2 pseudogenes are annotated in these 2,404 nt (G+C 61.6%); both read right to left on the reverse strand.

Features of this window, described 5'->3' with window-relative positions:
• Positions 1 to 340: 340 nt before the first annotated feature.
• Positions 341 to 978: pseudogene (locus AWB81_RS49080) on the reverse strand (SDR family oxidoreductase).
• An 838-nt stretch (positions 979 to 1,816) separates the two neighbouring features.
• Positions 1,817 to 2,404 (reverse strand): annotated as a pseudogene (locus AWB81_RS42080) (excinuclease ABC subunit A); the annotation flags it as partial.

Raw genomic sequence — 2,404 nt, forward strand, 5'->3', positions numbered from 1 at the left:
AGGAACCTTGCTCGCACCTCCTACAACTGCCTGAGTTCGAAAAGTACAAGGCCACCTGATGAACGCCCCGAGGCGTCCACGAACAAAACCCAATTTTGCAGGTCCGACTAGTTAATCAGCGCTTTCAAGACCGCCTGGAACGCCGCGATTTCTGCTCATGGCGTTTGCAATAAGTCCAGGGGCCGATGCGTTGTGAAGCCAACAGTTGCGACCGCTGCAAGGCAGCGAGATACAGCGAGAGGATCGACTGCGACAGGCCCTATGTGGTCCTCGCTGCTCAACAAGGTATCCTGCTCTGGTGGCGTTAGCTCGCCGATTCTCTCCGTCGCTGCGCGCAACGTCAACGGAGCGCGGCCACCGCGTCGCCGATCGGTTCGCTGCCACCGGCAAATCCGACGATCGTGTTGACAAGGCCCACTCTGAGCGTTTCGAGCACGACATCGGCAACATCCTCGCGCGAAACGGAGGCGCGAGCGGACTGCGCGTCGGTCGTGATCTCAATCGTCCCGGTGCCCGGCTCCATGGTCAGTGTGCCGGGACGCAGCACAAGATAATCGAGTCCACTGCGGATTAGATAATCGTCCGATGCACGCTTCATCTGGGCGTAATGCTGAAGTGCATCTGGGGCGCGTTCGGGGGTGTATGCCAGCAAGGTGCTGACGACGATGAAGCGGTCCGCACATACCGTTTTGCACAATTCACCGCTTTGATGATCGCGTCCCGGTCGATCTGACGCTCCTTCTCGGCGCCCTCGGTTTCAGCGGATCCAGCGGCAAAGATAACCGCGTGTACCCCCGCGAGCGCCGCGCAAAAGTCCTGCGCCAGGTCGACGATCACGGGACTCGCGTCGAGGCCTTCGAAATGGGCCCGCTGCGCCTCGTCGCGTAGCAAGGCACGAAACGGAATGCCCGCACGGTGCAACTTTTCTGCCACTAAGCGGCCGGTGCGGCCGGTGGCGCCAATTAATGCAATGCTCATCGTGTCACTCTAAGAAGCCATGTCGGCGGGATGCGCGAGCTTTCGGTGTGCTGACGCTTTCCCGACGGCCATCAGAAACCGGGATCGCGGTGGAGGACGGCGGGGGTACGTTGTCTGGTTTCGCGCGCAGTTGCACGCAAAGGCGCAAGGCCGAGAGGGAGCGATGTCCGGAACCACTTCAGTTCGCACACCGCGTCCCGCTCGATGTTTGCGTCGGTTCTGATCGCTGCTCCTTATCGGTTTGTTGATAGACTGAGCCGCGCATGCGGACTGCGCCCAGCGCCACACGAATCGCTCCATCTTAACGCGTGCCGACGTGCATTTCTTCCCTTCGCCTGCGCAGTTATTGCGCAATGCTGCTTTCAGTTCCATCCACCTTCCTTGCGAATAAACATGACGTCTTCGCGACCGTGAAACGGCATTGTCAACGCAAGGAACTGGGCTGACGCCCATCCCCCGGGACGCCTCGTGTCGGCCGCAGTTACTCTGCGGCTGAACCGCCTTGCCATGAGCGCGGCAAATTTCCACGTTGGGTCGTGACACTTTCCGGCTTGCCCGAGCGCCTTGAGCAAAATCTACACACAGGGACGCTGCATGCAGCGCGTCGAGAACCTCGCTCCGTTGTTTGCCAGTACCGACGACGACTGAGTTTACTTCTTCCCGGGTTGTTCGGCTCGGGGTGAACGGCGATTAGATCGCCCGCGGGAAAGGTCTCTCCGAGCGTTTCGTCGACTTGTTCGTCGAGGGTCATCGGCGCTTCCCGGGCCTCGACTTTCGACTAACGGATGTCGACGCGACTTTCTTTGTCATATAGCACTCCATAAGCGTCGCCGCGTTACGCGCGCTGCAGCTCGGTTGCGAGCTTGATGCGCTGCGCTTCGCCGCCGGACAGTTCCGTCGCGTGCTGGCCGAGCCGCAGATAACCGAGCCCGATGTCCTGCAATACCTTGAGCGCGCGTCATCACCTGCGGTTCGGCTGCGAAGAAATACAGGCGGCACCGACGGTCATGCCGAGCACTTGCGCGATATTCCTGCCGCCCCATTCGGTGCCGAGCGTCTCTGCGTTGTAGCGCGTGCCGTGGCAGGTCGGGCAGGGCGGTTTACCATCGGCAGGAACAGCAGTTCGACGCTGACGAAGCCTTCGCCCTCGCAGGTCGGGCAGCTGCCCCTTCGCGACGTTGAACGAGAAGCGGCCGCGTCGTAGCGGCGCTTGCGCGCGGCAAACGTGTCGGCGAAGACCTTGCCACGTTGTCGAAAAGACCGGTGTAGGTCGCGAGGTTCGACCGCGGCGTGCCGCCGATCGGCTTCTGGTCGACCCGCACGAGCCGTCGGATCGACGTGATGCCTTCGACGATGTCGCCGCCAATCGGCTGCGTCTCGCCGGCGAGGAGCGGGTCGAGTTCGTCGTCGGCATCCGGCGCGATGG

This window comes from Caballeronia arationis (genome assembly GCF_001544975.2).
GTDB lineage: Bacteria > Pseudomonadota > Gammaproteobacteria > Burkholderiales > Burkholderiaceae > Caballeronia > Caballeronia arationis.